Genomic DNA, 8,203 nt, shown 5'->3' on the forward strand with positions numbered 1-8,203 from the left:
GCCGCCGCGGCCGGTGCCGAGCACCGAGCCGTCGGCGCCGATCACGGCCACATCGGTCTTGCTGTTCCCGGCGTCGACGGCCAGGACGCTCGCGCGTCCCGCCGCCTGGCCGGCAGTGCTCACGCCCACGCGAGGTGCTCCCGGTTGTGCGCGATCAGCTCGTCGGTGAGCTTCTCGGCATACTCGTACTGGCCGACCAGCGGGTGCGCCAGCAGGGTCTTGAACACCGCGTCGCGGCTGCCGTTCAGCGCCGTCCGCAGCGCCAGGTCCTCGTACGCGGTCACGTTGGCGATGAGCCCCGCGTACAGCGGGTCGAGCTTCGGCACGGCGAGCGGCGTCGCGCCGTCCGTACCGACCCGTGCCTGCACCTCGATCACCGCGTCGTCCGCGAGGAACGGCAGGGTGCCGTTGTTGAGCGTGTTGACGACCTGGATCGGGCTGCCGCCGCCGCGCAGCAGCGAGGCCGCCAGGTCGACGGCCGCCTCCGAGTAGTAGGCACCGCCGCGCTTGGCGAGCAGCGCGGGCTTCTCGTCCAGCGCCGGGTCCCCGTACATCGCCAGCAGCTGCTTCTCCATCTCGGCCACCTCGGAGGCGCGCGAGGGCTTGGTCCGCAGCTCCCTGACGACCTCGTCGTGCGCGTAGTAGTAGCGCAGGTAGTACGAGGGCACGACGCCGAGCCGGTCCAGCACCGGACGGGGCATGTGCAGGTCGGCCGCGATCTCGTCGCCGAACTCGGCGAGCAGCTTGGGCAGCATGTCCTCGCCGTCCGGGCCGCCGATCCGTACGCCCCGCTCCCACGTCAGGTGGTTGAGGCCGACATGCTCCAGGTACACCTCGGACGGGGTGACCCCGAGCCGGTCGGCGAACTTGCGCTGGAAGCCGATCGCGACGTTGCACAGGCCGACGGCCTTGTGTCCGGCCTGGAGCAGCGCGCGCGTCACGATCCCCACCGGGTTGGTGAAGTCGATGATCCAGGCGTCCGGGTTGGTACGCCGGACCCGCTCCGCGATGTCCAGGACGACCGGGACCGTGCGCAGCGCCTTGGCGAGACCGCCGGCGCCCGTCGTCTCCTGGCCGACGCAGCCGCACTCCAGCGGCCATGTCTCGTCCTGGTTGCGGGCCGCCTGGCCGCCGACGCGGAGCTGGAGCAGCACGGCGTCGGCGCCCTCGACACCCGCGTCGAGGTCGGACGTGGTGGTGATCCGGCCGGGGTGGCCGAGCTTGGCGAAGATCCGCCGGGCGAGACCCCCGACCAGGTCGAGCCGGTCGGCCGCCGGGTCGACCAGGACGAGTTCCTCGATGGGCAGGGTGTCTCGCAGCCTCGCGAATCCGTCTATCAGTTCAGGTGTGTAGGTCGATCCGCCGCCTACAACTGCGAGCTTCATGGTTCTCAGCCCTTTACTCCGGTGAGGGTGACGCCTTCTACGAAGGCCTTTTGCGCGAAGAAGAAGACGATGACGACCGGGGCCATGACCAGCAGGGTCGCGGCCATCGTCAGATTCCAGTTCACGCTGTGCGCGCTTTTGAATGATTCCAGGCCGTAGCTCAGGGTCCACGCGCCGGGGTTCTGGGCCGCGTAGATCTGCGGCCCGAAGTAGTCGTTCCAGCAGTAGAAGAACTGGAAGAGGGCGACGGCCGCGATGCCGGGCTTGGCCATCGGCACGACGATCTTCAGCAGTGTGCGGAACTCGCCGCAGCCGTCGACCTTCGCCGACTCGATGTACTCGTTGGGGATGGTCAGCAGGAACTGCCGCAGCAGGAAGATGGAGTACGCGTCACCGAACGCCATCGGGATGATCAGCGGCCACAGCGAGCCCGACAGGTGGAACTGCTGCGACCAGACCAGGTACATCGGGATGATGATGACCTGGGGCGGCAGCATCATCGTCGAGATGACGAGCACCATGGCCGTCCGGCGGCCGCGGAAGCGGAACTTGGCGAGCGCGTAGGCGACGGGCACGGACGAACAGACGGTGAAGACCGTGCCGAGCACCGCGTACATCAGCGAGTTGCGCCACCAGGTCAGGAAGCCCGGGGTGTGGAACACCGTCGAGTAGTTCGACCAGTGCCAGGACGTCGGCCACAGATCGCCGCTCAGCGCCTGCCCGTCGCTCATCACCGAGGTGAGGAAGACGAAGACGAACGGCAGGACGAAGAACAGGGCCATCGCGATCGCCAGGGCGTGCACGGCGATCCAGTTCAGGGCGCGCTTGCGGCGGAAGCGCGCGGTGTCGGGTCCCGAGGGGCGGGTCTGCGGGACGGCCGCCGGTGGGTTCAGGGTCGTGGTGGTCATCTCAGTCCTCCGCCGGGATGAGGCCGACGCTCTTGCGCATCAGCAGAAGGGTGACGGCCATGGCGATGGCGAAGAGCACGAGCGAGAGCACGCAGGCCGCGCCGGTGTTGAAGTTCTGGAAGCCCAGCGAGTAGATGAGCTGCGGGACGGTCAGCGTGGAGTGGTCCGGGTAGCCGGGCTGGATCACCGTGCCGGGCCCGATCGAGACACCGGAGGCGAGCTTCCCCGCGACCAGGGCCTGTGTGTAGTACTGCATCGTCTGGACGACACCGGTGACGACGGCGAACAGCACGATCGGCGTGATGGCCGGCCAGGTGATGTAGCGGAACTTGGCGACGGAGCCCGCGCCGTCCAGGTCGGCGGCCTCGTACTGGTCCTTGGGGACGTCGAGCAGCGAGGCCATGAAGATGACCATCAGGTCGCCGATGCCCCACAGCGAGAGCAGGACGAGCGAGGGCTTCGACCAGTTGGGGTCGTTGAACCAGTTCGGGCCGTGCAGACCGACCCAGCCGAGGATCTTGTTGACCGGGCCCGTCGACGGGTTGAGCAGGAAGACGAAGGCGACGGTCGCGGCCACCGGAGGGGCCAGGTAGGGGATGTAGAAGGCCGTACGGAACAGCCCGACCCCCGTCTTGATCTTCGTGACGAGCATGCCGACGCCGAGGCCGAAGACCACGCGCAGCGCGACCATCACCACGACGAGCCACATCGTGTTCCACAGCGCGGGACCGAACAGCGGCATCTGGTCGAGCACGTACTTCCAGTTGCGCAGGCCCACGAAGGTCGGCGACTTGATCTGGTTGTAGTGCATGAACGAGAAGTAGACGGTCGCGATCAGCGGATATCCGAAGAAGACCGAGAAGCCGATCAGCCAGGGCGAGAGAAAACCCAGGGTGCGCAGCCGGCTGCGATTCTGCTTGCGCCGCAGCGGGCTGTTGCCCGGTGACTTCGCGGCGGCGGGCTCGGCTGCCTTCGCCGAGGTGGAGAGTGACATTGCCATGACCCGGCTCCTCAGTTTTCCGACTGGACGTTGTCGGCGTCGATCTGGTCGTCGAGTTTCGTCAGGGCCGAGTGCAGATTCTTCGTCCTGCCCGCCTCGACGGACTGCGAGAAGTCACCGAACGAGTTGATGTACTGGCCGCCGTTGTTGGACGGCGGGATCGCCTCGCTGTGCGGGTTCTGCGCGATCTTGATGAATTCCTGGAACGTCGGGTCCTGGTCCAGCGTCGGCGACTTGAGCGCGGCGAAGGTGGAGGGCACGTTGTGGATCGCGTTGGCGAAGTGCACCACGGAACCGGTGTCGATCGTCAGGTACTTCATCAGTTCCCAGGCGGCGTTCTGATGCTTGCTGCTGTGCGAGATACCGGCGACGGTGCCCGTCAGATAGCCGCGCCCGTAGGTGTCGGCCTGGTCGTCGGGGACCGGGAGCGGTGCCACGCCCCACGTGAACTTCGCCTTGGCGTCCTTGAGCATCAGCCCGCGCCACTCACCGTCGAGGTGCATGGCGAGCTTGCCGGTCAGGAAGCCGTTCTGGGACGACATCTCCTCACCGAAGGTGGCGCGCAGCTTCTCCATCGCGCCGTAGCCGCCCTGCGCGTCCGAGAGGGACTTCATGGTGTCGAAGAACGCCTTGGTCTTCGGCTCGTCGGCGAGCTGGGCCTTGCCGTCCTTGTTGAAGTACTCCGGTCCCCACTGCGCGAACATCCGGTCCGGGCTGTTCTGGTAGAGCTGGAAGTTCGGCATGAAGCCGGCGCGCTTGAGCGATCCGTCCTTGTTCTTCTCGGTCAGCTTGACCGCGTCGGCCTTCATCTCCGACATGGTGTGCGGCGGCCGGGTGATGCCCGCCGCGTCGAAGGCGTCCTTGTTGTAGTACATGCCGAACGCGTCGGCGAGCAGCGGCATGGCGCACTGCACGCCCTGGTACTGGGTGTAGTCCAGCAGGGTCTGCGGGAACGTCTTCGTCTTGTCGATCCCGGACTTCTTCAGGAACGGGTCGAGATCCGCCCACATGCCGGACGAGCAGTACTGGCCGACGTTGTTGGTGGTGAACGACGTGACCACGTCCGGGGCGTCGCCGCCGCCGGCGCGCAGCGCCTGGTTGATCGTCTCGTCGCTGACGTTGCCGGTCGAGACGACCTTGATGTTCGGATGCAGCTTCTCGAAGTTGGCGATGTTCTCGTTGATCGCCTTGACCTCGCTGGGCGCCGACCAGCCGTGCCAGAACTTCAGCGTGACCGGTTTGGTCGGATCGTCGGTGTTGCTGCCGGTGCTCGGATTGGCACATCCCGAGAGCAGCAGGGCCGCGGCCGCACCGAGCGCCACGGGCACGCAAGTGCGTATACGCCATCGCGCCATGTCGGACTTCCTTTGCAGAAGAAGGGGGACGGAGGAGGGGGAGGACGAGGGAGGGGGAGTAATGATGACAAAACGCTTAAGTGGGGTGTAGGGGGCCGATGTTGGGGGTGCGGGTGCTGTCGGCGGTTCGGAGGGGTGGTTCAGGTGGTGTCGAAGACCGCGTCGCGCGCCTGGGAGAGCGCGATGCGCAACGCCCCGGTCAGGATCGGGTCACCGGTGATGTCGCTGATCCGCAGCAGCGGTCTGGGCAGGGCGAGACCCGTCAGCTCGGCCTCGACCCGCTCCCGCAGCGCCTCGCCGCCCGCCTCGGCCACCGAGCCGGACAGGACGACCAGTTCGGGGTCGACGACGGCCACCACGGCGGCGAGCCCGGTGGCCAGCCGGTGGGCGACCTCCGCCCGTACGGACTCGTCGGCCAGCGCCTCGGCCAGCGGCAGGCCGCCGGCCAGATTCCGTACGGCCGCGCTGGCGACCTGGCTCTGGAAGCCGCCGCCCGCGTCGTCCGCCGCCCACTTCTCGTCGCCGCCACGGGCCAGCGGAGCGCCCGGCAGCGGCATGTAGCCGATCTCGCCCGCGCCGCCGGTCGCGCCGCGCAGCAGGGTGCCGCCCAGTACGATCGCCGCGCCGACACCCCGGTCGACCCAGGCGAGCACGAAGTCGTCGTAGTCCTGCGCCGCGCCCTCGTGCTGCTCGGCTATCGCCGCGAGATTGACGTCGTTCTCGATGACGACCGGGGTGCCGAGCACATCGGCGAGGTCGCCCAGCAGGGTCCGCGACTGCCAGCCCGGCAGATGCGGTGCGTAGCGCAGCTCGCCCGTGTGCGGGTCTATCGCGCCGGGCGTGCCTATGACCACGCAGTGCAGATCGCCGTGGTCGAGACCCGCCTGGCCGAGCGCGCCGTCGACGGCCTCGGCGACGAGCTGGGCCGTCCGGCCCCGTACGTCGTCGGCGACCGCCTCGGCCTCGACCCGGCTTTCGCCGACGACGGCGCCGGTTATGTCGGAGACCCGGGCGCTGATGCCGGTGTGCCCGACGGCCAGCGCCGCGACATGGGCGGCGTCGGGACGGATCTCGTAGAGCACCGCGTTGGGTCCGGGACGGCCGCTCTGGCTGCCCGTCGTACGGACCAGGCCGGCCGTCTCCAGCCGGGTCAGCAGCTGGGAGGCGGTCGGCTTGGAGAGGCCGGTCAGCTCACCGATCCGGGTCCGGGTCAGCGGACCGTGCGCGATCAGCAGGTCGAGCGCCGTGCGGTCGTTCATGGCCCGCAGCACGCTCGGCGTACCCGGCGACGGTGTGGCTGTCCCGCTCACGGCGTACACCTGTCCCTCGGCTTCCCGGCTCTCCCGACCACATTGTTAGGAAAGTTTCCTATTCCGGTTCCGAGGAAAGTAGGCCGCGTGTAAGCGACGCGTCAATACCCGACGAGCAGCGTCTTCCCCGAGGCAACCAAAGCGTTACCTCCGGGGCGGTTTCGTACGCGGCGGAGGATGACCGCCGAAACGGTGCCGTTACGGGGCGGACGGCGGGTTGGCGAGGGAGGACGGCGGCGCGGTGCCGGCCGCCCGGTCCTCCGCCTCGGCCTCCTGCGGCGCCGGCTCGGCGCCGAGCATCCGGATCTCCGCGGCGTCCAGGGCTCGCTTCACCCGCCAGCGCAGTTCGCGCTCCACACCGAGCGCCTGGCCCGGCATCGTTTTCGCCGCGAGCCGGATCGTCATCGAGTCCATCAGGACGGAGTCCAGGCCGAGCACCTGCACCGGGCCCCACAGCCGCTCGTTCCACGGGTCGTCCTTGGCCATCTGCTCGGCGACCGCGGTGACGACCGTACGCACCTGCTCCAGGTCCTCCGTGGGGCGCACGACGACATCGACCCCCGCCGTGGCCCAGCCCTGGCTCAGGTTGCCGATCCGCTTCACCTCGCCGTTGCGCACGTACCAGATCTCGCCGCCGTCGCCGCGCAGCTTCGTCACACGCAGCCCGACCTCGATCACCTCGCCCGAGGCGACCCCCGCGTCGATGGTGTCCCCGACGCCGTACTGGTCCTCCAGGATCATGAAGACGCCGGACAGGAAGTCCGTGACGAGATTGCGCGCCCCGAAACCGAGCGCCACACCCGCGACCCCCGCGGAGGCCAGCAGCGGGGCCAGATTGATGTTCAGCGCGCCCAGCGCCATCAGCGCGGCCGTGCCGAGAATCAGGAACGAGGCCACCGAACGGAGTACCGAGCCGATCGCCTCCGAGCGCTGTCTGCGCCGCTCGGCGTTGACCAGCAGCCCGCCGAGCGCCGTGCCCTCGACCGCCTGCACGCTGCGGTTCATCCGGGCTATCAGCCGGGTCAGCGCCCGCCGGATCAGATGGCGCAGCACCAGCGCTATCACCAGGATCAGCAGGATCCGCAGGCAGATGCTCAGCCAGGTGGACCAGTTCTCACCGACCCAGCTCGCCGCGTCGGTCGCCCGTTCCGTCGCCTCGCCGATCGTGACGGGGCGCGACGACGGGGCAGGGGCCGGCGGGGCGGACCAGAACACGAGCAGAACCTCCAGGCTTGCCGGACAGGCCAACCAGACTAACGGCGCCGTGCGGCCCGCTCCCCGCTCACAGCGGTGGAGAGACCGGGCTCACGCGCTCCCGCGCACCGGATGCGGGGGCCGCCGCGGCGTGCTGTGGTCGAAAACACTCCGAGCCCGTTACCTGGTCGTGGTGGCGTTTCGACCAGGCATGAGGAGAGACTGAGAGCAGATCGTCCCGGCGCGAGCCACGCGCCGCCGGCGTAATAGGAGGCATCCGTGCCGCATGTCCTGGTCCTCAACGCGTCGTACGAGCCGCTCGGCGTCGTACCGCTCCGCCGCGCGCTCGTCCTCGTCCTGGAGAACAAGGCAGTCTCTCTGGAAGAGTCCGGCGCCTTCATGCACAGCGCTTCCCGTGTCATGCCAGCACCCAGCGTCGTACGGCTCAAGCGCTTCGTGCGGGTCCCCTACCGGGGTCCCGTGCCGCTCACGCGCCGTGCGCTCTTCGCCCGAGACGGCGGTCGCTGCATGTACTGCGGTGGCGTCGCAACCAGCGTCGACCACGTCATTCCGCGCAGTCGCGGCGGACAGCACGTGTGGGACAACGTGGTGGCCGCCTGCCGCCGCTGCAACCACGTCAAGGCGGACCGGCATCTGCGGGAGCTGGGGTGGAGACTCCACCAACAGCCGGCCCCGCCGTCCGGACTCGCCTGGCGGATCATCGGGACCGGACACAGGGACCCGCGCTGGATGCCGTACCTGCAACCGTACGGCGCGCAGGACGCGATGGCCCGGATCGACGGCGTTTCAGCCTGAGGATCCGGGCCTTTGTCGTGCCCGGCACAAAACCCCACGTCAGCGGGGCGCCGGGCACGGCTTTCGCGCGCCCGGCCGTACGGTTGCCGCGGCGTGTGCGTGCGGTGGTTGCCGGGGGCCGTTCCGGGGGCGTGTCCTGCGCGGTGTCGCCGTCCGGCGGGGTGCGGTGCCCTGGGTGCGGGTCCGTGGTGCGGGTGCTGGTTGCGGTTGTTGCCGGGTGTCGTTCCGGGGTCGT

General features: G+C 68.9%; 7 protein-coding genes and 1 pseudogene. 1 reads left to right on the top strand and 7 read right to left on the bottom strand.

The genetic code is table 11. The features are described from left to right. From HY68_RS42045 to HY68_RS17015, 7 genes and pseudogenes are all read right to left on the bottom strand, one after another. Nucleotides 1-129, bottom strand: a pseudogene (locus tag HY68_RS42045) (ATPase); the annotation flags it as partial. Further along, complete coding sequence (locus tag HY68_RS16990) at nt 120-1,385, bottom strand: 6-phospho-beta-glucosidase (protein WP_041989670.1); 1,266 nt, start codon at nt 1,383-1,385, stop codon at nt 120-122. The pseudogene HY68_RS42045 and the gene HY68_RS16990, both read right to left, overlap by 10 nt. A gap of 5 nt (nt 1,386-1,390) precedes the next feature. Next, a complete protein-coding gene (locus HY68_RS16995; protein WP_041989672.1) occupies nt 1,391-2,293 on the bottom strand; it encodes a carbohydrate ABC transporter permease in 903 nt (300 codons plus the stop codon). Between the two features lies 1 nt (nt 2,294). Continuing rightward, entirely contained in the window at nt 2,295-3,287 is a 993-nt protein-coding gene (locus HY68_RS17000; RefSeq protein WP_041989675.1) for a sugar ABC transporter permease, read from the bottom strand. A gap of 17 nt (nt 3,288-3,304) precedes the next feature. Next, the gene (locus tag HY68_RS17005) at nt 3,305-4,648 is read right to left on the bottom strand and encodes an ABC transporter substrate-binding protein (protein ID WP_041989678.1); all 1,344 of its coding nucleotides are present in this window, start codon (nt 4,646-4,648) and stop codon (nt 3,305-3,307) included. A 140-nt stretch (nt 4,649-4,788) separates the two neighbouring features. Next, complete coding sequence (locus tag HY68_RS17010; RefSeq protein WP_078863945.1) at nt 4,789-5,907, bottom strand: ROK family transcriptional regulator; 1,119 nt, start codon at nt 5,905-5,907, stop codon at nt 4,789-4,791. A gap of 249 nt (nt 5,908-6,156) precedes the next feature. Beyond that, nucleotides 6,157-7,173 carry a mechanosensitive ion channel family protein gene (locus tag HY68_RS17015; RefSeq protein ID WP_078863649.1) on the bottom strand — a complete coding sequence of 339 codons (1,017 nt, stop codon included), beginning with the start codon at nt 7,171-7,173 and terminating at the stop codon, nt 6,157-6,159. A gap of 258 nt (nt 7,174-7,431) precedes the next feature. On the opposite strand from HY68_RS17015, the gene HY68_RS17020 reads away from it, so the two are divergent. Continuing rightward, complete coding sequence (locus HY68_RS17020) at nt 7,432-7,968, top strand: HNH endonuclease (RefSeq protein ID WP_041989686.1); 537 nt, start codon at nt 7,432-7,434, stop codon at nt 7,966-7,968. Nucleotides 7,969-8,203 lie beyond the last annotated feature (235 nt).

Origin of the sequence: Streptomyces sp. AcH 505 (genome assembly GCF_000818175.1) — a bacterium.
Lineage (GTDB): Bacteria > Actinomycetota > Actinomycetes > Streptomycetales > Streptomycetaceae > Streptomyces.

Coding starts and splice junctions, on each gene's coding strand:
- HY68_RS16990 (WP_041989670.1), bottom strand. CDS start 1,385: ATGAAGCTCGCAGTTGTAGGCGGCGGATCGACCTACACACCTGAACTG.
- HY68_RS16995 (WP_041989672.1), bottom strand. CDS start 2,293: ATGACCACCACGACCCTGAACCCACCGGCGGCCGTCCCGCAGACCCGC.
- HY68_RS17000 (WP_041989675.1), bottom strand. CDS start 3,287: ATGTCACTCTCCACCTCGGCGAAGGCAGCCGAGCCCGCCGCCGCGAAG.
- HY68_RS17005 (WP_041989678.1), bottom strand. CDS start 4,648: ATGGCGCGATGGCGTATACGCACTTGCGTGCCCGTGGCGCTCGGTGCG.
- HY68_RS17010 (WP_078863945.1), bottom strand. CDS start 5,907: ATGAACGACCGCACGGCGCTCGACCTGCTGATCGCGCACGGTCCGCTG.